Genomic DNA, 21,482 nt, shown 5'->3' on the forward strand with positions numbered 1-21,482 from the left:
GCTGGCAAATATCGCCATGGCGTGGGGAGCCCGAACGTATCCTGGGTTCATGACCACCAGCCTCAACGCAGTACGGGAGCCCCGTCGACGCGAGGAGCTCAAGCACTTCCTGCGCACCCGCCGGGAACGGCTCAGGCCCGAGGACGTGGGACTTCCTCCCGGTGCGCGCCGGCGTACGCCGGGGCTGCGCCGCGAGGAGGTCGCGATGCTGGCCGGTATCGGCGCCTCCTGGTACACGTGGCTCGAACAGGGCCGGGACATCAAGGTGTCGGAGCAGGTCGTGGACTCCATCAGCCGGACGCTGCGGCTGGACGACGTGGAGCGGGACCACCTGTACCGGCTGGTGGGGATGAACCCGCCGCAGCGCGCGGCGGACGACCTCGCCGACACGGCGCAGTTGACGGCCCTCGTGGAGGGCTGGATGCCGAGTCCGGCGTATGTGATCGACCGGTGCTGGGACATCGTGGGGCTCAACCGGGCGGCCGCACTGGTCTTCGGGTTCGGCGAGCGGGACACCAACTGCCTGATGTCCTTCTTCACCAATCCGGCGTTCCGTGCGCGCCATCGCTACTGGGCGGAGGTCGCGCCCGGCCTGGTGTCCGAGTTCCGCAGGGACGCCGCCCGCTACCCGGAGGAGCCGCGGTTCACGTCGATCTCGGGCCGACTGACGGTGGAGAGCGAGGAGTTCGCGGAGCTGTGGTCGCGGTACGAGCTCACGGCGACGAACCAGGGCGTGAAGGCGATCGACCATCCGCGGGCGGGCTTCCTGATCTTCGACCATTCGGTACTGGAGATCCCGGACCGCCCGGGGATCCGGCTGATGCTGCACACGGCGCGGCCCGGTACGGAGACCCGCGAGAAGGTCGTGGAACTGCTGGGGCGGGACGAGCGGAAGGGCAGGATCTCGCTGGTCGAGGCGGGCTGACCGGCCCGCGCCCAACTCACCGGCAGACCCGCCCGGCCCACCCTCAGACCCCGCGCCCAACCCACCGGCAGACCCGGCCGAAGCGCCCGGCCGAAGGTCCCGCACAAGGACGACTCAAGGCCGACTCAAGGCCAGCACAGGAAGTCATGGCAGACCTCATTCCAGTGACAATGCTCTGATACATATGACTGCGATCGGTTCCCGTGAGCAGAGGACATCCCGTGGTCAAGAAGAGCAAGCTCGCCGTCGCCGGCACCGTCGCCGCGGTGGCGCTCGGCGCCGGATTCGCCACCCAGCCCGTCGCCCAGGCCGATGTCGCGGCCGACGTCCCCCCGGTCAGCGCGGTGACCCTGAGCCAGGGCGTCACCTCGGCGCCCTTCAAGATCAAGGCCAACGGCAACCGCAAGGTGCTCTACCGCAAGGCGGTCGTGCAGCCGGGCGCCTCCACGGGCTGGCACTACCACGTGGGTGAGGAGATCGCCGTCATCAACTCCGGTACGTTCACCCGGATCGACGGCTCGGACTGCTCCGTCGAGGAGTACGGCGCGGGCGAATCGCTCGTGGAGCCCGTGGGCCCGACCACCGTGCACATGGGCATCAACAAGGGCAGCGTGCCGGTCGAGTTGTACGTCGTCGACATCATCCCGACGGGCGCGACCGCGCCCACCACGCTCGCCCCGGACCCGGGCTGCGACATCGACGCGATCACCTCGAAGAGCACGAGCGCCGGGGCCAAGTGATGCTTCTGCCGCGCCCGTTGGGCATCTCGGGCCCCTCGCTCTGGCTGCCCTCGGGCCGGCAGAGCGCGGCCGAGGCGGTCGAGCGTGAGCTGGTCGACGCCGAGACCGCCGCCGAACTCGGGTACACCGGACTGCCGGTGGCCGATCTGGCCCCGCCCGAGATGGCGGTCGAGGCCGGCCGCGAGGCGCTCGCCGCGGCCGGTGTGGACGCCGGCGCCGTGGGCCTCCTGCTGCACGCCTGGATCCACTACCAGGGCCACGACCTGTGGTCCCCCGCGCACTTCGTCGCCGACCGGCTCGGCGCCGACTCCGCCGTACCCGTCGGCGTCCAGCAGGTGTGCAACGGCGGCGCGGCGGCCGTGGAACTGGCCGCCGCCCGGCTCTTCGTCGAGCCCGGCCTCGGCCACGCCCTGATCACCACCGCCGACGCCTTCGTGGAACCCGGATTCGACCGCTGGAGCGGTGACTACGGCATCGGGTACGGCGACGGGGCCACCGCCCTCGTCCTGCACCACCTGCCGGGGAGCGAGGGCGGCCGGCCGGCCGATCTGATCCTGCACTCCGTCGCCACGGTCGCCGCGCCCCGGCTGGAGCGCATGCACCGCGGGGACGACCCGTTCGGCCCGGCCGCCCGCTCCCTCGGGCCGAAGGTCGACATCCGTCGTACCAAGAAGGCGTTCCTCCGGGCGGGCGGCATGGAGGCGTTCACCGAGGCGAGTGCCGCGTCCCTGCGGTCGGCGGTGGACGCGTGCCTGGCGGGCGTGGGCCTGTCCGCCACGGGCGACGTGCCGCTGCGTTACGTGGTGGCGCCGCGGCTCGGGCGCAAGACGATCGACCTGGCCTACGCGCCGCTGCTGACCAAGCTCACCGGGGCGGAACTGCTGCGGCCCGGCGCCGACACCGGGCATCTGGGAGCCGGTGACGCCGCGGCGAGCCTCGCCGAGCTGCGGACCCGGCGGATGCTGGGCCCCGACGAGTACGCGCTGGTGGTGAGCGCGGGCGCCGGGTTCACCTGGTCCTGTCTGCTGGTCAGCGGAGCCTGAGGACGTATACAGGAATCCGCATACGAAAGGGTCCGCGGGCACCATGCCCGCGGACCCTTCATGCCGCCCGCCCCGTTCGGCCGGCCACCGCTCGCCCCGCACCGGCCGGCCGATGTCCGCCCGGTGCGGCTGGTCGATCCCCGCCCCGTTCGGCTGGTCGATGCCTACCGGGTGCGGCCGGTCGCGGCCGGCCGACGTTCAGCCGGTCGCCCGCAGCGCCGGCGTCAGGCTGTGCACCACGCTGCCCATGGTCCGGCGGTCCTGCTGCCGTACGACGGTGGCCCGGTCGGCCGACCTGAGCCGGGGCGTGTCCAGGGACGGCTCGCCGCGCAGGATGTCCTGCTCCAGCTGGACCAGGAACGGCGAGGGCTCCAGGCCCAGCTCCTCCACCAGCCGGGCCCGCAGCCGCCGCATGACGGCGAGCGACTCGGCCCGCCGGCCGCAGCGGTACAGCGCGAGCATCAGGTGCCGGTGGAAGTTCTCGTGGAGCGGGTGGCGGGCGGTGAGCTCGGTGAGCTCCGGAACCAGGGTGTGGTGCGCGCCGCGCTGGAGGTCGGCGTAGATCCGGTGCTCCAGCGTGCAGAGGAGGGACTCGTCGAGGTGGACGATCCGGGCGCCGAGCAGTTCGCCGGCCTCCACGTTGACGAGCGCGGGGCCGCGCCACAGCGCCACGGCCTGGTGGAGCAGATCGGAACCCTCGACGAATGCGCCGCGCTGGACCGCGGCGTTACCGGCGGCGGTCAGCATCTCGTACTCCGCGATGTCGAGCGCGACCCTCCGCGTGGACAGCACATAACTGCCGCCCTCGGTAATGAGGATTTCTTCTGCGATTTCGTTGGCGCTCTTCTTGAGGGCTTCCGCGATGGTGCGGCGGACCTGCCCGATATATGTCTGGATCGTTGCGGTGGCAGTTCGGGGAGGGTTGTTCCCCCACAACTCCTGCACGAGTGCGTTGACGGATATCGCACTGTCGGCATTGACAGCGAGTAAAGCGAGCAGACGACGCGGCTTGGGTGCCAGAACGACCGGCTCCAGGTCATCATCGAATACGGTCATCGGGCCCAGGACGTGAATCTGCACCATTCCCCCTTATTGGTACATCCATCCCACCCTGCGGTGAAATGGTCGAACCCTTGCTCCCCGCACAGGTACGTGCACCTAGCACGAGTCACCAGGTCACCCTAGCAGGATTCCGGCCGAAAACCGTTTACGGCCGACCGCCGTACGAAATGTTTACGGGCCGGAGCCCCGGCTGTTACCTGCCTCACAGGTGACATAAAAAGAAAACCGCCTTGAATTTCGTCGGAAGACGAATTCAAGGCGGTTTCCCTACGCGTCGCGTATACCCCCGAGGGGTTTATTCGAGGGCCCCGAGAACGGCGATCGTCCGCTCCAGGTACTCCTCGAACCGCGCCCTTTCCTCGGGCGTGAACTCGGCACCCAGAGACCCCTCGACGCGCAGGGCCGCCTTGTCGGCCTTCTTCGCGATGGCACGGCCGGCCCGGGTCGCCCGGTTGACCACGACCTTCTGGTGCAGCTCCGAGGGTTCCCGGAACACCAGGTCGGCCTTCTCCAGGTTGGTCAGGACCGTCGCCATCGTCTGCGGCGTGACCATGCACTCGCGCGCCAGCTGCGCGGCGGACATGCCGTCCGATACCGACAGCAACAGCAGGACCGAGTACTGGGGCACCGTCAGGCCGAACTCCCGCAGCACGTCCGTCTTGCGTCCGATCAGGGCCTGCTCGGCCCTCTTGATCGTGTGCCCGAGCCGACCTGCGGCGACCGTCTCCGTCGTCGTCTTCGCCATATCAATAGTCTTGCATACGACAGAGGACGAAGCAGTAGTCGCGCATTGCCGTCGCCGGGGCGCCCGGCCGTCGTTCCCCGAGCCGCGTTCGGTCACCGAGCCGCGTTCGGTCACCGGCTCGTCCGGCGCCTGGCCGGCGGGATCGCACAGGTCAGCCGGGCGGTGCAGGTCCGTCGGCCCCCCGCGTCGCGGATGACGATCTCGTACGTGGCGGTGTGCGTGCCCACGTGCAGTGGCCGGCACTCGCCGGTGACCCGGCCCGACCGCGCCCCGCCGTGGTGGGTACAGGACAGTTCCTGGCCGACGATGATCCGGTCGGCGCCGGCGTGCGTCCAGGCCGCGAGCGAACCGAGCGTCTCGGCGAGCACGGCGTTGGCCCCGCCGTGCAGGAGGCCGATGGGCTGCCGGTTGCCCGCCACCGGCATGGTGCCGATCACGAGGTCCGGCCGGCACACCTCGATCTCGATCCCGAGGCGCTCCACCAGCTGCTCGTCGACATAGGGGGACAGGACCTCGACGGGTCCGAGGGCGGTCTGTGTCATGACCCGCCCCCTCAGCGCGCGGACGCGGGCTCGGGCGCCACCGCGGACGTCTCGTCGGCGGCTTCGGCGGCGGGGGTTCCACCGGCGGCATCGGGCTTGCTGCCCTTGAGCAGGCTGCCGACGACGACCGCGGTGACCGCGCAGGCGGCCGCGACGATCCACATGGTGGTGTGCAGGCCGGCGGCGTAGGCGTCGGCCATCGCGGTCACCGCCCGGTCGCGGACCTCGCCCGCGGGCAGCGTCTCGGCGGCCTCGGTCAGACCGCCCTGGAGGGCGCGCGAGGTCAGCGCGTCGGCACCGCCCTGGAAGGCGGAGACGGCGTCGTTGTCGAGGGCGCTCTTGGTGAGCGCGGTGACGAGGGCGCCGAGACCGGCCATGGAGACCGCGTCGGAGGTGAGCCGCACGGTGTTGAACATGCCCGCGGCCATGCCCATCCGCTCCGGCTCGACGGCCGAGACGGCCGCGCCGTCCAGGATGCCGAGGGAGATGCCGTAACCGATGCCCAGGAAGAGCAGCGGGCCGGCCAGCGCGAGGGTCGAGGCGCCCGGCTCCACCAGGGTCAGCCAGGCGGCGCCGACGCCGGAGAAGGCGAGCAGGACGACGAACAGGGCGCGCTGCGAGACCTTCGGGGCGACCACGCCGGTGAGGGCGGGCATCACGAGCGAGGGGCCGGTCAGGAGCAGCAGGACCAGGCCGATCCGGACGGCCGACAGGCCGCTCGTGGAGGTCAGGTACGGCGGCAGGACGATGACGAGCGCGACGAAGCTGAACGCCAGCACCAGCGGCACCAGGCAGACGGCGAGGAACTGCGGGCGGGCGAAGAGCCCCAGGTCGAACATCGGGTGCTCGGAGCGGCGCTCCACCGCCACGAACGTCACGAGCAGGAGCAGGCAGCCGACGGCCGAGGCGAGCACGAGCGGGTCGGTCCAGCCGCGGCCCGGCCCCTCCACCAGGGCGAGGACGAACAGGGCGATGCCGAGGCCGAAGGCGAAGGTGCCGGCCCAGTCGAAGGGGGCTCCGCGGTTCGGTTCCGTACGGGGCAGCAGCGGCGTGCTCAGCAGGACGAGCGCGGCGACCCCGGCGAGGACCAGGAACACCGAGCGCCAGCCCCACAGGTTGACCAGGACGCCGCCGAACATCGGGCCGAACGCGAGACCCGCGCCCAGGAAGGTGCCGAACAGTCCGAACGCCTTCGCCCGGGCGGGGCCGTCGAAGGCCTGGGCCACGATCGCCGTGATGGAGGCGAGCGCCGCGCCGGAGCCGAAACCGGAGACGGCGCGCGAGACGTCGAGCAGCAGGATGCTGTTGGAGAGACCTGAGACCGTCATCCAGAACGCGAAGAAGGCCATGCCCCAGGTGAACATCCTGCGGTGGCCCACGCGGTCGGCGAGCGAGCCCATCGCCGCGAGGCTGCTGGACGCGGTCAGCATGTAGCCGTCGACCACCCACTGGGCAGCGGCGAGGGAACTGTGCAGGTCAGCACCGATGTCGGGGACGGCCACGGACGGGCCGGTCACCACCAAGGTCATCAGCGGGCCGACGACGCACGCCGCGGCGAGCGTCGCCCGCGGGTTGCCGGTGGACACGGAGAATCACCCCTGTTCTTGTCTATTCGTTGGCAGGCATGTGTAAGAACTCTGTCATAGAGTAGGAGCCTGACCATAGGAGATGTCAATGTCGTATGGCAGAGTTCTGCATGAAGACGAGGGCCTGTCACACGAATCGAGCGGACAGGACTCCACGGGCACAACGGGAGAGGCGGTGCGCACGAAGATGCGCAGGATCCAACTGGGCGGTTCGCAGCGGACCTTCGCGGCTGTCGGCATCGGCTGCATGGGCATGTCGTGGGGGTACGACGAGCTGGGCCGGGACGAGAGCGAGTCCATCGCGGTCGTACGGCACGCCCTCGACCTCGGCGTCGACCTGATCGACACGGCCGACCAGTACGGCCCGTTCACCAACGAACTGCTGGTCGGCAAGGCGCTCCAGGGCCACCGCGAGAAGGCCCTGCTCGCCACCAAGGGCGGGCTCGTCGTGGACGACCCCGCCACCTACAAGAGCCACCGGGACGGCCGGCCCGCGTATCTGCGCGCCGCCGTCGACGCGAGCCTCCAGCGGCTCGGCGTGGACCACATCGACCTCTACCAGCTGCACCGCATCGACCCCGAGGTGCCGGTCGAGGAGAGCTGGGGCGCGCTCGCTGAGCTGGTGAAGGAGGGCAAGCTCGGCGCGATCGGGCTCTCCGAGGCGTCGGTGGAGGAGATCGGCCGGGCGCACGCGGTCCACCCGGTCGCGTCCGTGCAGAGCGAGCTGTCGCTGTGGAGCCGGGAGGCCCTGAACGACGGCGTGGTGGAGTACTGCGGACGCGAGGGCATCGCTTTCATCGCGTTCGCGCCGCTCGGCCGGGGCTTCCTGTCCGGCCTGATCGGCAGCCCGAAGGACCTGCCGAAGGCGGACGGGCGGCACCGGATCCCGCGGTTCCAGCCCGAGGCCATCAGCGCCAACCAGGCGATCGTCGACCGGGTACGGATCCTGGCCGACGGCCTCGGCGCGACCATGGCCCAGGTGGCGATCGCGTGGGTGCTGGCCCAGGGCGAGCACGTGGGCGTCATCCCCGGCACCAAGACCCGCCGCTACCTGGAGGACAACGTGGAGGCCGGCTCCGTGACCCTCCCGCCGGAGGCCCTGACCGAACTGGCCTCGCTGCCGCAGGCGGTCGGCGCGCGCTGAGCCGTACCCCCCGCCGAGGCGCGCGCTGAGCCGTGCCCTGCCGGCAGGCGCGCGCTGAGCCGTACCCTGCCGGCAGGCGCGCGCTCAGCCGTGCCCACGCCGAACGCGCGCCCTGAGCCGGGGCAACGCCGAAGGGGCGCCCCACCCGAGGCGCCCCTTCGGCGTGGGCGGTCACACCGGCTGGCGGCGGGTCCCGGCCATCAGGGTGGCCGGGATGACCGGCCAGCCGTGCTCGGCCGCGTGGGCCGCCATCCGCGGGTTCTCGCCGACGACCGTCGGGTGGCCCACCATGCTCAGCATGGTCAGGTCCCCCGGGTCGTCGCCGTACGCGTAGCAATCGGCGGGGTCCGCACCGAACTTCGCCAGCGCCTCCCGCACCGCGTCCGCCTTCGCCGGGCCGAACATCGCGTGCCGGATCGCCCCCGTCATGCGCCGGTCGGCGTCCAGTTCCGGCTCGGTGCACAGGACGAGGTCGACGCCCAGGTCGTCGGTGATCGGGTGGAGCGTCGCCGGCCAGGAGCCGGAGATGACCACCGTGTGGTGCCCCGCCTCCTGGTGGCGGCGCAGCCGGGCGACCGTCGGCTCGATGAACGGCGCCCCGCGCTCCCGGAGATGGGCGTACCACTCGCGCGCCTCGGCGACCACGTCGTCCCAGGGGACGCCGGCGTACAGCTCGTAGAACTTGGACACCACCTCGACCGGCGTCACGCCCATCGACGCCAGCCGCCGCAGCGGCTCGACGAGCCGCTCGTACGCGGCGCCGGTGACGTCTCCCTCCCGCTTCATCCGGTGCCGCAGCAGCGAGAACGGCGTCTTCATCGCGACGAGCGTCTCGTCGGCGTCGAAGAAGGCGACGACCGGGCGGGAGTGGTCGGTGGTGAGGGGAGGGAGGAGAGGGAGGGCGGGGGACGTGGTCAAGACCGGCTCCTGAGGTGTGCCGCTCGGGTGAGCAGTCGTGTGGTGTCCTGGGGGCGCTTGGGGTCGACCCGCGCGAGCAGATGGCCGTCCGGGCGCACGACCGCCACGGTCGGCACCGGGCCGAGGGCCCGGGCCAGGCCCCGGGGAACGGCCCGGGTCAGATCGAGCACCGGGGTGCCCTCGGGCAGCTCCCGGCGGACCCGGTCGCGGGTCCGCTGCCAGTCCGCCGGCGGGGTCCGGGTGCCGGGCCACAGCAGCACGGTGTGCCGGTCCCGGTCGATCGTCGGCCAGCCGCCGCTGTCGAGCCGCGGGGCCGCGGCGGCCGCCTCACCCGAACCACCGGTCGTCGAAGCGGAATCGGCGAGCGACCCGGACGACACCTTCAGCGGCATACGGGGATGACGGTCGCCGTCGTAGCTGACGGCCGTCTGGCTCAGCTGCGGGGCGAGCCTGCGCTGGAAGAGACCGGTCCGGTCGGCCGCGGTGAACGCGGCGTCCCGCAGCGCGACCTTCGCGGGCGTGTTGACCAGACCCGCCTTGGTCAGCAGCGCCGTCGAGCGGGCCACCTCGTGGGAGACGGCCCGGCGTTCGGTGTCGTACGAGTCGAGGACCGGCTCCCCGAACTCGCCCCGGAGCACGCCGGACAGTTTCCATGCCAGGTTGAACGCGTCCTGCATGCCGGTGTTCATGCCCTGGCCGCCGGCCGGGCTGATCACATGGGCGGCGTCGCCCGCGAGGAAGCAACGGCCGCTGCGGAAGGTGGAGGCGATCCTGACCCGTACCCGGAAGGATCCGCTCCACAGCAGCTCCTCGACGCGGCTGCGGCCGGCCGCCCGGTCGTCGACGACCTGCTGGAACATCTCCCGGGGCGGCGGGTTGTCCTCGCTGTACGCGTCGTGCGGCACGTTCAGGGCGATGCGGTGCACGCCGTCGCCCATCGGACCGAGCACCATGGCGCCGCTCGGCGCGTAGCAGTAGTGGGACAGGTCCTCGGAGAGGGTGGTGGTGAGCCGGGCGTCGGTGATCGCGAACGACACGTCGACCGGCGGGCCGTCGTAGCCGATGCCCAGCTCCTTGCGGACGGTGCTGTGCGCGCCGTCCGCGCCGACGAGCCAGCCCGGCTCCAGTTCCTCGGTCCGGCCGTCCTCGTGCTCCAGCTTGACGGCGGGACCGTCCGCCGCGTTGTCGAGGGCGGTGAGCCGGACGCCCTGCTCGACGGTGCCGCCGAGCGCGGCGAGCCGCCGGCGCAGCACCCCCTCGGTGTCGTTCTGCGAGAGGGTGAGGGCGAACGGGTAGGGGGAGTCGGGCAGTCTGCTCATCCAGGCGGTCGCGAGGCGACGGCCGCGCGAGTAGAACGCGGTGCCCGCGAGCCGGTGACCCGTGTCGAGGAGTTCCTCGGTCACGCCGATCCGGTCGAGCAGTTCGAGGTTGCGCGGCCAGATGACGTTGGCGCGGGAGTGCGCGGTGTGTCCGCGGCCGGCGTCCACGACGCGTACGGGAATGCCCTGCTGGAGCAGTTCGCACGCGACGACCAGGCCGACCGGGCCGGCCCCCACGACGAGGACGGGCCGGTCCGCCCCGGGGCTTGTCCGAAGGTTCGTCAGGCCGCCCACATCAGCCCCCCGTTGACCTCGACCACGCTGCCGTTGACGTACGAGCTGTCCTGCGAGGCGAGGAAGACGGCGGTCGCGCCGACCTCGGCGGGACGGCCGAGGCGCCCGGACAGCAGACGGCCGCGGTAGCTCTCCCAGGCGCGTTCGTTGGAGGCGAGCTCCTTGCCCATGCCCTCGTCGATGTAGCCGGGCGACAGGCAGTTGACGGTGATGCCCTTGGGGGCGAGTTCGGCGGCCGAGGTCTTGGTGAACATCTCCACGGCGGCCTTGCTCGCGCTGTACGCGGCGGCGCCGATCGCGGCCCGGCCTGCGACGCAGGACGACACGTTGATGATGCGGCCGCCGATGCCGGTCGCCTCGCGGCGGGCGGCCATCGGGCCGATCACCGCGCGCGTGCAGAGGAAGACACCGGTCAGATTGGTGGCGAGCGTGGTGTTCCAGTCGGCCACCGACAGCCGGGCGATCTTGCCGTCCCGGCTGACGCCCGCGTTGTTGACGAGGACGTCCACACCGCCGAACGTCTCGCCGGCGGCGGCCACCAGCTCGGCCACCGAGGCCTCGTCGGTGACGTCGGTGTGGTGGAAGAGCAGCCGGTCGCCGTGGTCGTCGGCGAGTTCCTTGATGTCGTACGGGTTGCGCGCGGCGACCACGACCGAGGCACCCTCCGCGAGGAAGGCCTCGGCTATCGCCCGCCCCAGGCCCCGCGTGCCGCCAGTGATGACGGCCGTCTGTCCGTCGAGCCTCATGGCTCCTCCATCCGATGCTGCGTGTGGTGTGCGTGTGGGGTCGGTACCCGGGGTACGGGCGGGGCGCCGGCACGGAAAGGGTGCGCCGGCGCCCCCGGGCCGGGGGGGGGTCACCGCCCCGGCCCGGGGACGGGGGTCAGTACCAGGTCAGGAGTGCCGCGCCCGCGGTCATGCCACCGCCGACCGACGCCATGAGGACCCGCTCACCGCGCTTCAGGGGCCGTTCCCGATGGGTGGCGTGCAGGGTGAGCGGCACCGAGGCGGCAACCGTGTTGCCCAGGTGCGGCGCGGTGTAGGCGACGCGGTCCGGGTCGATGCCCGCGTCCGCCACGAAGGTCTCCAGGAGCCGGGTGTTGGCCTGGTGGAAGACGAAGCGGTCGATGTCCTCCAGAGCGAGCCCGCAGTCGTCGAGCGTCTGGGCGGTCAGCTTCGCGAGCACCGAGAGGGCGTAGTCGCGCACCGCGCGGCCGTCCATCCGGAAGTAGTGCTTGCCGGCCTCGCGGGCCTCGGCGTCGAGCGGCGTCCGGGTGCCGCCGCCCTCCACGCCCACGTAGTGGTGGAACTCCCCGTCCGTGACCAGGTGCACGGACTGCAGACCGTAGCCCTCGGGCACCTCGCCGAGCAGGACGGCGCCCGCGCCGTCGCCGAACAGGCTCACCGTGCGCCGGTCGGACCTGTCCATGATCGTGGAGAACATGTCGGCGCCGACGAGCAGCACGTGCTCCCCGTGCCTGCCTGCCTTCAGGAGCCCCTCGGCGACCGAGAGGCCGTACAGGAAGCCGCTGCAGACGGCGTTGATGTCGAAGGCGGGCAGGGTGGAGAGCCCCAGCTTGTGCTGGAGGATCGCCGCGGTCGACGGCTGCGGCACGTCCGGGGTGCTGGTCGCCACGACCAGCGCGCCGAGCCGCTCGCGCACCTCGTCCGGGACACCGGCCAGGGCCTCCTGGGCCGCGGGCAGGGCCAGGTCGGACGTGGCGGTGCCCGGCTCGGCGTACCGCCGCGTGAGGACACCGGTCCGCTCGGTCACCCAGGACTCGGGCATCCCCGTCCAGGCGCTGATCTGCTGGTTGTCGACCACCTGGTCGGGTGTGTAGGAGCCGATCGACAGGACACCGACGGGCATGGTTTACCTTCCCTGTGCTTGGTGAGTGGTGGTGGATGCGTGCGGCACGGGGCCTCAGTGACCCATGCCGAGCCCACCGCTGACCGGCAGCACGGCGCCGGTGATGTACGAGGCCTCCTCGCCGGTGAGGAACCGCACGGCGGCGGCCACCTCGTCGGCGGTGCCGGCCCGGCCCAGTGGCGTCATCGCCAGGTACTGGTCCATGCGGGCCGGCCGTACGTCGCGCAGCATGTCCGTCTCGACGAGCCCGGGGGCGACGACGTTGACGGTGATGCCGCGGCTGCCGAGCTCCCAGGCGAGGGAGCGGGCCAGGCCGACGAGGCCGGACTTGGCGGCGGTGTAGTTCGTCTGACCGGGCGAGCCGGTGAACGCGACGGCGGAGGAGATCAGCACCAGCCGGCCCCAGCGCCCGCCGAGCATGCCCCGGGCCGCGTGCTTGGCGACCCGGATGACCGACCGCAGGTTGGTGTCGAGGACGGTGTCGACGGCGTCGTCGTCGAGGGCGAGCAGCAGCCCGTCCCGGGTGATGCCGGCGTTGGCGACCAGCACCTCGACATCTCCCTGAGCCGCCGCGACCTCCTTGAAGGCGCGTTCGACCTGCGCCTCGTCCGTGACGTCGCAGCGCACGCCGAGCAGCCCCTCCGGGGGTTCGCCGGTGCGGTACGTGACGGCGACCCGGTCGCCGCGAGCGGCGAGCGACCGGGCGACGGCCAGACCGATACCGCGATTGCCACCGGTGACGAGGACCGAGCGGCCCGAGGGCCCGGAGGAGGCAGCGGGGCCTGCGGGGCCGGGAGTCGCTGTCATGCCGGCGTCACCACGATCACCGCGTTCTGGCCGCCGAAGCCGAACGAGTCGTTGACCGCCGCGCCGATCTCCATCGGCCGGGCCTCCTTGGCCACCACGTCCACCCCGATGCCCGGGTCCAGACTGTTCAGGTTGGCCGTCGGCGGGACGAGGCGCCGCTCCACGGCGAGCACCGTGTACACCGCCTCGGCGGCGCCGGCGGCGCCCAGCAGATGGCCGACGACCCCCTTGGTGGAGGTGACGGCGGGCTTCTCGCCGAAGACCCGGCGGAGCATCCCGGCCTCGGTGATGTCGTTGAGCGGGGTCGACGTGCCGTGCGCGTTGACGTGGTCGACCTCGGAGGTGTCGACCAGGGCGTCGGCGAGCGCCGCCCGGATGGCCCGCTCGGCGCCACCGCCGGTCGGGTCGGGCGCCGACGCGTGATGGCCGTCGGCCGAGGCGCCGAAGCCGGAGACCCGTGCCCGGATGCGGGCGCCGCGCGCCTGCGCGTCCTCGACCCGCTCCAGGACCAGCATGGCCGCGCCCTCGCCGGCCACGAACCCGTTGCGGTCGGCGTCGAAGGGACGGGACGCCGACGCCGGGTCGTCGCGCCGGGTGGACAGCGCACCGGCGCGGGCGAGGCTGGCCATGGCGGTCGGGGACATCGCGGCCTCGGCGCCGCCGGCCAGGACGATGTCGCAGACCCCGGACTCCAGGAGCGCGCGGGCGTACCCGATCGCCGTGTTGCCGGACGCGCAGGCGGTGGACACCACCTGGTTGGGGCCGAGCGCCTTGAGGTCCATGGCGATGTAGCCGGCGGTCATGTTGACCGGGCCCATCACCATGAGCAGCGGCGACACGAACTCCGGGCCGTCGGCGAGGTGCTTGCCGTGCTCGCGTTCGACGGTGGACCAGCCACCGAGCGAGGTGCCGACCACCACGCCGACGCGGGGGCCGTCCCAGGCCGCCGGGTCGAGCCCGGCGTCCTCGACGGCCTGCCGGGCGGCGACCACGCCGAAGTGGCTGATCGGGTCCATGCGGACGGCGCTGCGCCGCCCGAGCAGGGCTCCCGCGTCGAAGTCCGGTACGCGGCAGGCGAAGTCGACGGGCAGGCCGGCGAGGTCCGGGTCGGTGGCCGCGGTGGACCTGCCCGACCAGACCCGCTCGAAGTTGGCCTCGACACCGAGGCCGGCCGGGGTGACCAGGCCGACGCCGGTGACCGCCACGTCGAAGCGTTTGGTGCGCCCGCCCGGGCGCTGCGTCGGTATGCCGGTCATCAGGCCACCGCGACCTTGGAGTCGATCTCGGTGAGGATGTCGGCGAAGGTGTTCTCCGGGGTGAGTGCCGTCTCGTCGATCTGGACTCCGAACTCCTTCTGCACGATGACGCTGAGCTCGATCAGGGCGAGCGAGTCCAGGTCGAGGGCGTCGAAGGTGGAGGTGGTGTTGAGCTCCTCGGCGGCCACGCCGAGCTTCTCGGAGACGAGGGCGAAGAGACGGTCCTGGTGAGCGGACATGAGGGGTTCTCCTTGGGAGTGGGTGCGGATCGGGTGGAGCGGTACGGATCGCGGGAGGTCAGCGCTTGCTGACCACGGCCGCGGTGAAGGTGAACCCGCCGCCGCCGTTGAGCACGAGGGCGTGGGCCCCGGGCCTCAGCAGGTCCGAGCGGGCCAGGTCGGCAAGGGAGGCGTTCAGGTCGCCGGCCCCCACGTGCCCGGTGGCCCGGCCCAGGTCGAGCACCTCCGCGGAGGTGACGTCCTTCAGCGGCGGGATGTACGCCTCGTTCATCGCCTTGGCGCCCAGGCGGGGGATCACGGCGTAGTGCAGCCGCGGGTCGTCGCCGGTGAGCCCGGCGTCGGCCAGGCACTCCTCGACGACGGCGCGGATGCGGTCGGCGGCCGTCTTGACGAAGAAGTCGACGCCGTACGCCTTGATGAAGGCGCGCTTGGTGCGCCGCACGTCGATCATCGGGCTGTGCCCCATCGGCGTCGCGTTGAGCTCGTCGTCGCCGCGGTGCATCACCTCCAGTTCGGAGGCCGTCCGGGTGGCGAGCGAGTGCAGCAGCAGGTCGGGGGTGAAGGCGTGCGCCGAGCCGGGTTCCGCCGCGGAGCCGGTCCGGTGGACGAGGACGGCGGTGGCCGCGTCGCCGGCCGCCATCCCGTAGTCGCTGCGCCAGCGGTGCCAGCTCGGCATCAGGAAGCGGTCGGCGGTCGTGATCAGCGCGGGCCCCGCGGCCGGGTCGCCCTGGAGCCTGCTCGCGGCCAGTTCGATGCCGATGGCGCCGCCGTTGCACTGCTGGAGCAGCCCGATCGGTACGGCGCGGTCGGCGCCGATCCGGTTGGCGATGTAGTGCGGGGCGGACCAGGCGTCGTGGCCCTGGTGGTGGACGCTGGCGTGCAGGACGAGGGAGAGCGCGTCGGCGCGGGCGCCGGAGAGGGTGAAGAGCCGGTTGGCGGCCTCGACGGCCATGTCCGGCGGAGCGGTGTCCTCGCTGACCGGGAGAGAGGTGTAGCCGAGTTCGCGGGCGGTACGGGCGTCGATGTCACCGGCGGCCACGGCCTCTTCGGTCGTCTGAAGGCCGTCGGGATACCAGGCCGTCGCCGAAAGCCCCAGGGGCGAGTCCAGTCGCACGGCCCGTCACCTGCCGTCCGCGTCGGCTGCCGCCTGGACCGGGAGGGCGCCGTCCGCGTCGGCCGCCGGAAGGATCGCGACCTCGATCTCGGCCGTACAGACCGACTCCCCGTCCTGCAGGAAGTCGACGGTGAGGCGTTCGCCGGCCGAGGGCGTGACGGAGACCGTGACCGGACCGTCCAGCTCGACGAACCGGCGGAACGTGGCGCCGAAGGCGCGTGCGTACCGCCGGTCGCCGGACTCCCCGGACTCGTCGGAGGCGAGGACGGCGGCCTGGCGGGCCGCCTCCATCAGGGCCATCGCCGGTACGTGGTCGAGGGGATGGTCGTACATGGCCGCGTGCTGCACCGGGACGTCGAGCACGGCGCGCAGCGCGGTCGTGCCGTCGGGGTGCCGGGCCACGTCCGTGAGGACCACGTTCTCCGTCCGCTCGCGGCCCACCAGGGCGGGCGCGACGGGCGTGCCGGTGCGGGTGTGCGGCATGGCGGAGGAGAGCGGCGGGACGGAGCCGCGGCTCTTCTCGCGGTGGGCCGTGTAGCCGTCGCGGCTGAGGTATCCGGCCACGACGACGCTCGTACCGGCCCGCCGGCCGCCCACCACGAACACGCATTCCAGGGTGGCGGCGAGCAGCCTGGTGCCGCGCCGCTTGAGGTCGCGCGTCGTGACCTCGACGACGAGCTCGTCCGGAGCGTCGCCGCGGGCCCGCAGGGCGGCGAGGTCGGTGAACTCGGTGGCCCAGTCACTGATCAGGAAGGAGGTGTCGTAGGTGACGTCCAGCCACTGGTGTGCCACGACGGTGACCGCCTGGCGGGCGGCCTCCAGGAGGAACAGCGGGTCGAGCAGCGCGGGCCGCTGGGTGTGGTCGTTGTAGTAGCTGTGGGCGCGGGGGGCCTGGACGGCCACGGCGAAGGCGTCGTCGCCGTGCCGGACGGCGTCGGTGACGAAGACCTCCATGACGGCCCGGCGGTGCACCAGGACGCGGTCCAGAGGCCGCTGGTAGGCGAGTTCGGCCGCGGCCGTGGCCGCTTCCGTCGGCTCCTGCTCAGCAAGGGTCATGCCCGGTTCCGTTCGTCCGTGGGTCTGCTTCGGCGGGCCCCTGAGGGCATGAATCAAGCCTCACAGCCCGCTCTGGGGTTTCATCTGCGAACGACGGGGCAGTCGGCCGTTGCCTCACGGGTGGCCGGGTTGAGAGCCGCTGAAGGTTCACTGAAGACCGGCCGCAGAGGCCCCCGGACACACGGAAAAGGCCGCCCCTGACAGGGGCGGCCTTCGTTCTCGTACGGGTTCGGGTGCGGTTCTTACGGGTGTGGGCTGCGGTTCATCTCGTACGGGGGATCGGCTCCGGATGTCCCGTACGGGTCTCGGGTGCGCGCGCTTCGCCCGGCGGGACCGATCTGATCAGGCCGTTTCGACCGCGAGGACGACCTTGCCGCGCACATGGCCGGTTTGCACGAGTTCATGGGCGCGGGCCGCGTCGGCGAGCGGGAACTCGGCGCTCACGTGGACCCGTACCTCGCCGCGGTCCGCCATCGCCACGAGGTCGGCGAGGTCGACCGGGTCGGGGCGGACGAACACGTAGCGTCCGCCGAGTCCTGTCACGTCACCGGAGATGGAGGCGAGCCGTCCGCCCGGCCGCAGCAGCGCCGGCGAGCCGAACAGGGTGTCCCCGCCCATGAGGTCGAAGACGGCGTCGACGCCCTCCGGGGCCAGCGCGCGCACCCGGTCGGCGAGCCCGGGGCCGTAGGTCACCGGCTCGGCCCCGAGCGACCGGAGGAAGTCGTGGTTGCGCTCGCTTGCCGTACCGATGACGCGGGCGCCGAGGGCGCGGCCGATCTGGACGGCGAGCGAGCCGACCCCGCCGGCCGCCGCGTGGACGAGCAGCACGTCGCCCGCGGCGATCTCCAGGTGGCGGCGGAGCGCCTGGTACGCGGTGAGGCCGGCGGCCGGCAGTCCGGCCGCCTCCCGCGCGTCGAGGGAGCGCGGCTTGCGCGCCAGGGTCCGGACGGGCGCGGCCACCAGCTCGCCGTACGTACCGCGCTGCATGTGGTCGGCGCGGACGTAGCCGACGACCTCGTCGCCAGGGGCGAACTCGGTGACGCCGAGGCCGGTGCGCTCGACGACACCGGACAGGTCGCAGCCCATCACCATGGGGAAGTGCGACTCGAACCAGTCGTCGATGTACCCCTCGCGGATCTTCCAGTCGGCGGGGTTGACGCCCGCGTAGCGCACCCGGACGAGCACGACGTCCGGGCCGAGGCGGGGCTCGGGGAGGTCCACGAGTTCCAGGACCTCCGGGCCTCCGTAGCGCTGGATGGCGATGGCCTTCACGGACGAACCCCCTGCTGGGACGACGGATGTACGGGCGCCGCACGCCCCGCCCCGGGCGGGGGCCGGCCGACGACTGCCCTCGCCACTATAGGGCAGACGTGAGCCAGGGTTCTGCGACACCTACGGCAATTGACATATGACCGAAGGCTCGGTCAGAGTCGCGTCATGCTCGTACTGTCCGCCGCCACCGGCAAGTTCGGAACGAACGTCCACATCGTCGCCGCCGGCCCGGGTAACCCCTGCCTCGTCGTCGACCCCGGACACGACTCCCGAGAGGCGGTCCTGGAGGCCGTCCGCGCCCATCGACTCGAACCCGAGGCCATCCTGATCACGCACGGCCACATGGACCACACCTGGGACGCCGTGCCGCTCGCCCGGCACTACGGCGTCCCGGCCTGGATCCACCCGGCCGACCGCTACCAACTCGGCGCCCCCGCCAAGGGACTGCCCGACTCGTTCCCCCGCGACCTGCTCGTCGGCCACCCCGACCAGGAACCCGACGAGGTCAGCGAACTCCCCGAGCGGGGCGGCGAACTGACCTTCGCCGCCGGCACCGTCACGGTGCTGCACACGCCCGGCCACACCGTCGGCTCGGTGATGTTCCGCTTCGACGGCGGCGACGCCCCCCTGCTCGCCACCGGCGACACCCTGCTCGCGAGCGGCCGGGGACGCGCGGACGCACCGACCGCGAGCCCCACGAGCATGGAGGACTCCCTCCGCATGGTCACCGGCCTCTGCCCGGACGACACCCGGCTGCTCACCGGCCACGGCCCCACCTCCTTCCTCAGCCAGACGGGAATCCGATGACGAACACCGCCCCGACCTCCACGACCTCCGGCAGCCGTATGCGCACGGTCCGCTTCGACGCCTTCGGCGCCCCCTCCGTCCTCACCGTCGGCGAGGTCGACACGCCCGAGCCCCAGGCCGGTCAGCTCACCGTCGACGTCCGGTACGCGGGCGTGAACTTCGCCGAAGTGATGTTCCGTCGCGGCCAGTTCCCGGTCGACCTGCCGCACTTCCCCGGCCTTGAGGCGGTCGGCACGGTCCGCGCCGTGGGCGAGGGCGTCACCGGCTTCGAGCCCGGCGACCGGGTGGCCGCACTCACCCTGGGCGGCGGCGGCAACGCCGAGGTGGTGGCCGTCGGAGCCGAGCACGCCGTCCGCCTCGACGGCGAGCTCGCCGAGCTGGACGGAGCCCTCGCGGCCGCCGCCCTCTGCAACGTCACGACCGCCCTCGGCGTCCTCACCTCGGCCGGCCACCTCGCCAAGGGCGAGACCGTGGTCGTCCTCGCCGCGGCGGGCGGCGTCGGCACGGCAGCGGCGCAGCTGGCCCGCTCGCTCGGCGCGGGCACGGTCATCGGCGTGACGAGCTCCCCCGCCAAGGCCGAGTACGCGCGCGGCTTCGGCTACGACAGCGTCGTGTCCTACGAGGAGCTGGAGCAGGAGGTGGCCGAGCGGACCGGCGGAGCGGGCGCGGACCTGGTCCTGGACTCCGTCGGCGGCGCCTTCCGGTCGTCCGTGACGGGCCTCCTGGCCGCCTTCGGCCGGCACGTCATCTTCGGCAACGCGGCGGCCGAGGACGTCACCTTCGAGGGCAACCACCCCTGGTACACGAACAGTTCCCTCGCCGGCTACAACCTGGGCGGCGTCGCCGGCCGGGCGCCGAAGCTGCTCCGCGCCCACCTGGAGCAGTCCCTGGAGGAGGTCGCGAAGGGCACCGTCCGCGTGGACGTGACCGTACTCCCGCTAACCGACGCGGCACGCGCGCACGAACTCCTGGAGACCCGGGCGTCCACGGGCAAGTACGTCCTCGATGTCCGGTCCTGAACGCGGAGAGCGGAGAGGGGCGATAGGCATGGCGCGCGAGTCGGAGTCGGGTCTGCCCATCGAGCCGGTCTATGGGCCGGGGGTGTTGGAGGGCTGGGATCCTGCCGAGAGGCTGGGTGAGCCGGGTGGGTATCCGTTCACGCGTGGTGTGTATCCGTCGATGTACACGGGGCGTCCGTGGACGATGCGTCAGTACGCGGGTTTCGGTACGGCGGTGGAGTCGAACGCGCGTTACAAGCAGTTGATCGCGAACGGCACGATGGGTCTGTCGGTGGCGTTCGATCTGCCGACGCAGATGGGGCACGACTCGGACGCGCCGATCGCCTCGGGTGAGGTGGGGAAGGTGGGGGTGGCGATCGATTCGGTGGATGACATGCGGGTCCTGTTCGACGGGATCCCGCTGGACCGGGTATCGACGTCGATGACGATCAACGCCCCGGCGGCTCTGCTGCTGCTGATGTACCAGCTGGTGGGTGAGGAGCAGGGTGTCGAGGCGGGCCGGCTGACGGGCACGGTCCAAAACGATGTGCTGAAGGAGTACATCGCGCGGGGCACCTACATTTTCCCGCCGAAGCCGTCGCTGCGGCTGATCGCGGACATCTTCAAGTACTGCCGGGCCGAGATCCCGAAGTGGAACACGATCTCGATCTCCGGCTATCACATGGCGGAGGCGGGTGCCTCGCCCGCGCAGGAGATCGCGTTCACTCTCGCGGACGGTATCGAGTACGTCCGCACGGCCCTCGCGGCGGGGATGGACGTGGACGACTTCGCACCGCGGCTGTCGTTCTTCTTCGTGGCGCGCACGACGATCCTGGAGGAGGTCGCGAAGTTCCGGGCGGCCCGCCGGATCTGGGCGCGGGTGATGAGGGAGGAGTTCGGCGCGAGGAACCCCAAGTCGCAGATGCTGCGTTTCCACACCCAGACCGCGGGGGTGCAGCTGACCGCGCAGCAGCCCGAGGTCAACCTCGTGCGGGTCGCCGTGCAGGGCCTGGCGGCGGTCCTGGGCGGGACGCAGTCCCTGCACACCAACTCCTTCGACGAGGCGATCGCGCTGCCGACGGACAAGTCCGCCCGCCTGGCCCTGCGCACCCAGCAGGTCCTCGCCCACGAGACGGACGTCACCGCGACCGTCGACCCGTTCGCCGGCTCCTACGTCGTGGAGAAGATGACCGACGACGTCGAGGCCGCGGCCCTGGAGCTGATGGCCAGGGTCGAGGACATGGGCGGCGCGGTCGACGCGATCGAGCAGGGCTTCCAGAAGAGCGAGATCGAGCACTCCGCCTACCGGATCGCCCAGCAGACCGACAACGGTGAACGCGTCGTCGTCGGCGTCAACCGCTACACCATCGACGTCGAGGAACCCTACGAACCCCTCCGCGTCGACCCCGCCATCGAAACCCAACAGGCCCAGCGCCTCACCCGGCTCCGCGCCGAACGCGACCAGACAGCAGTCGACACAGCCCTCACCGAACTCAAGAAAGCCGCCCAAGGCACCGACAACGTCCTCTACCCCATGAAAGACGCCCTCAAAGCCCGCGCCACCGTCGGCGAAGTCTGCAACGCACTCCGCGAGATCTGGGGCACCTACGTCCCGACAACGACCTGAGATGTCGGCGACGATCCCCGCACCCGTGGGTTACGTCACACCGGCCGCCGGGCAGAGCTGAGGGGGGAAAACGAAACGGTCGGCATCGTGATCACGATGCCGACCGTCTCCTCGGTCAC

General features: G+C 71.9%; 21 protein-coding genes. 7 read left to right on the top strand and 14 right to left on the bottom strand.

What is annotated here, in order from left to right; all coding sequences use genetic code 11:
- The first annotated feature begins 49 nt into the window (after positions 1 to 49).
- From OG462_RS22180 to OG462_RS22190, 3 genes are all read left to right on the top strand, one after another.
- The gene (locus OG462_RS22180; RefSeq protein WP_406060043.1) at positions 50 to 925 is read left to right on the top strand and encodes a helix-turn-helix transcriptional regulator; all 876 of its coding nucleotides are present in this window, start codon (positions 50 to 52) and stop codon (positions 923 to 925) included.
- Between the two features lie 221 nt (positions 926 to 1,146).
- Positions 1,147 to 1,665: a cupin domain-containing protein gene (locus OG462_RS22185; protein ID WP_406060045.1), complete on the top strand. Its 519-nt coding sequence runs from the start codon at positions 1,147 to 1,149 to the stop codon at positions 1,663 to 1,665.
- Positions 1,665 to 2,708, top strand: coding sequence for a 3-oxoacyl-ACP synthase (locus tag OG462_RS22190; RefSeq protein ID WP_406060047.1), 1,044 nt, complete (start codon positions 1,665 to 1,667; stop codon positions 2,706 to 2,708). The genes OG462_RS22185 and OG462_RS22190 overlap by 1 nt, the downstream gene beginning before the upstream one ends.
- A gap of 198 nt (positions 2,709 to 2,906) precedes the next feature.
- Here OG462_RS22190 and OG462_RS22195 read toward each other — a convergent pair whose 3' ends face one another.
- From OG462_RS22195 to OG462_RS22210, 4 genes are all read right to left on the bottom strand, one after another.
- On the bottom strand, positions 2,907 to 3,764 hold the full coding sequence (locus tag OG462_RS22195) for a BTAD domain-containing putative transcriptional regulator (RefSeq protein WP_406060049.1): 858 nt from the start codon (positions 3,762 to 3,764) through the stop codon (positions 2,907 to 2,909).
- Positions 3,765 to 4,065: 301 nt separating this feature from the next.
- Positions 4,066 to 4,515, bottom strand: coding sequence for a MarR family winged helix-turn-helix transcriptional regulator (locus OG462_RS22200; protein WP_406060051.1), 450 nt, complete (start codon positions 4,513 to 4,515; stop codon positions 4,066 to 4,068).
- Between the two features lie 110 nt (positions 4,516 to 4,625).
- Positions 4,626 to 5,057 (bottom strand): hotdog fold thioesterase, encoded by a 432-nt coding sequence (locus OG462_RS22205; RefSeq protein WP_406060053.1) that lies wholly within the window; start codon positions 5,055 to 5,057, stop codon positions 4,626 to 4,628.
- 11 nt (positions 5,058 to 5,068) lie between these two features.
- Positions 5,069 to 6,643: an MFS transporter gene (locus tag OG462_RS22210; RefSeq protein WP_406060055.1), complete on the bottom strand. Its 1,575-nt coding sequence runs from the start codon at positions 6,641 to 6,643 to the stop codon at positions 5,069 to 5,071.
- A 175-nt stretch (positions 6,644 to 6,818) separates the two neighbouring features.
- Here OG462_RS22210 and OG462_RS22215 point away from each other — a divergent pair, with 175 nt between their 5' ends.
- Complete coding sequence (locus OG462_RS22215) at positions 6,819 to 7,787, top strand: aldo/keto reductase (RefSeq protein WP_406060057.1); 969 nt, start codon at positions 6,819 to 6,821, stop codon at positions 7,785 to 7,787.
- A 171-nt stretch (positions 7,788 to 7,958) separates the two neighbouring features.
- Here OG462_RS22215 and OG462_RS22220 read toward each other — a convergent pair whose 3' ends face one another.
- From OG462_RS22220 to OG462_RS22265, 10 genes are all read right to left on the bottom strand, one after another.
- Entirely contained in the window at positions 7,959 to 8,705 is a 747-nt protein-coding gene (locus tag OG462_RS22220) for an HAD family hydrolase (protein WP_406060059.1), read from the bottom strand.
- Positions 8,702 to 10,261 (bottom strand): FAD-dependent monooxygenase, encoded by a 1,560-nt coding sequence (locus tag OG462_RS22225; RefSeq protein ID WP_406060061.1) that lies wholly within the window; start codon positions 10,259 to 10,261, stop codon positions 8,702 to 8,704. Before OG462_RS22225 ends, OG462_RS22220 begins: the two co-directional genes overlap by 4 nt.
- Positions 10,262 to 10,305: 44 nt before the next feature.
- Positions 10,306 to 11,064: an SDR family NAD(P)-dependent oxidoreductase gene (locus OG462_RS22230; RefSeq protein WP_260225706.1), complete on the bottom strand. Its 759-nt coding sequence runs from the start codon at positions 11,062 to 11,064 to the stop codon at positions 10,306 to 10,308.
- Positions 11,065 to 11,200: 136 nt separating this feature from the next.
- Positions 11,201 to 12,187, bottom strand: coding sequence for a 3-oxoacyl-ACP synthase III family protein (locus OG462_RS22235; protein WP_406060063.1), 987 nt, complete (start codon positions 12,185 to 12,187; stop codon positions 11,201 to 11,203).
- Positions 12,188 to 12,241: 54 nt separating this feature from the next.
- Positions 12,242 to 12,994 (bottom strand): SDR family oxidoreductase, encoded by a 753-nt coding sequence (locus OG462_RS22240; protein WP_406060065.1) that lies wholly within the window; start codon positions 12,992 to 12,994, stop codon positions 12,242 to 12,244.
- The gene (locus OG462_RS22245; protein WP_406060067.1) at positions 12,991 to 14,250 is read right to left on the bottom strand and encodes a beta-ketoacyl-[acyl-carrier-protein] synthase family protein; all 1,260 of its coding nucleotides are present in this window, start codon (positions 14,248 to 14,250) and stop codon (positions 12,991 to 12,993) included. The genes OG462_RS22240 and OG462_RS22245 overlap by 4 nt, the downstream gene beginning before the upstream one ends.
- Positions 14,250 to 14,489: an acyl carrier protein gene (locus OG462_RS22250; protein ID WP_406060069.1), complete on the bottom strand. Its 240-nt coding sequence runs from the start codon at positions 14,487 to 14,489 to the stop codon at positions 14,250 to 14,252. Before OG462_RS22250 ends, OG462_RS22245 begins: the two co-directional genes overlap by 1 nt.
- Positions 14,490 to 14,547: 58 nt before the next feature.
- Complete coding sequence (locus tag OG462_RS22255) at positions 14,548 to 15,603, bottom strand: ketoacyl-ACP synthase III family protein (RefSeq protein ID WP_406060071.1); 1,056 nt, start codon at positions 15,601 to 15,603, stop codon at positions 14,548 to 14,550.
- 6 nt (positions 15,604 to 15,609) lie between these two features.
- Complete coding sequence (locus OG462_RS22260; RefSeq protein ID WP_406060073.1) at positions 15,610 to 16,659, bottom strand: ScbA/BarX family gamma-butyrolactone biosynthesis protein; 1,050 nt, start codon at positions 16,657 to 16,659, stop codon at positions 15,610 to 15,612.
- 342 nt (positions 16,660 to 17,001) lie between these two features.
- Entirely contained in the window at positions 17,002 to 17,931 is a 930-nt protein-coding gene (locus OG462_RS22265; protein WP_406060075.1) for an NADP-dependent oxidoreductase, read from the bottom strand.
- A gap of 165 nt (positions 17,932 to 18,096) precedes the next feature.
- Here OG462_RS22265 and OG462_RS22270 point away from each other — a divergent pair, with 165 nt between their 5' ends.
- The 3 genes from OG462_RS22270 to OG462_RS22280 are packed head-to-tail and all read left to right on the top strand — an operon-like array spanning position 18,097 to position 21,363.
- Positions 18,097 to 18,738, top strand: a complete 642-nt coding sequence (locus tag OG462_RS22270) for an MBL fold metallo-hydrolase (RefSeq protein WP_406060077.1) — start codon at positions 18,097 to 18,099, stop codon at positions 18,736 to 18,738.
- Entirely contained in the window at positions 18,735 to 19,757 is a 1,023-nt protein-coding gene (locus OG462_RS22275) for a zinc-binding alcohol dehydrogenase family protein (RefSeq protein WP_406060078.1), read from the top strand. Before OG462_RS22270 ends, OG462_RS22275 begins: the two co-directional genes overlap by 4 nt.
- A gap of 28 nt (positions 19,758 to 19,785) precedes the next feature.
- On the top strand, positions 19,786 to 21,363 hold the full coding sequence (locus OG462_RS22280; protein ID WP_406060080.1) for a methylmalonyl-CoA mutase: 1,578 nt from the start codon (positions 19,786 to 19,788) through the stop codon (positions 21,361 to 21,363).
- Positions 21,364 to 21,482 lie beyond the last annotated feature (119 nt).

Source organism: Streptomyces sp. NBC_01077, from assembly GCF_045162855.1.
Classification (GTDB): domain Bacteria; phylum Actinomycetota; class Actinomycetes; order Streptomycetales; family Streptomycetaceae; genus Streptomyces.